The 250-nt window shown below is 66.0% G+C and carries 1 protein-coding gene; it reads right to left on the bottom strand.

The window, feature by feature from the left end:
* Positions 1-250, bottom strand: a 250-nt coding sequence (locus WDW90_RS40320; protein WP_431311236.1) for a PHP domain-containing protein, incomplete at both ends; no start/stop codon positions are given.

Genomic DNA, 250 nt, shown 5'->3' with positions numbered 1-250 from the left:
AAATCGGACCCGCGCGAGGCCTCGAACCCGTATTCGCGCGCCACGCGGGCATATTGACGATATTGTTCCGGCGTGTGGCTGCCGGTGACGACCTCCAGGCCTTGGCCGCCCAGATCCTTGAACGCGGCGAACAGCGATTTCCGCTGCGCGGGCTTGTAGGGGTAACGACCGGGGTGCGCAATGACTGCCTTGCCGCCAGCGCCCAGAATCCACGCCACGGCGTCTTCCAGGCGCGCACCCTGCATCACCA

Origin of the sequence: Methylobacterium nigriterrae (genome assembly GCF_037106235.1) — a bacterium.
GTDB lineage: Bacteria > Pseudomonadota > Alphaproteobacteria > Rhizobiales > Beijerinckiaceae > Methylobacterium > Methylobacterium nigriterrae.
The sequence above is the reverse complement of the archived record's forward strand: the minus strand, read 5'-3'. Positions and strand labels throughout refer to the sequence as shown.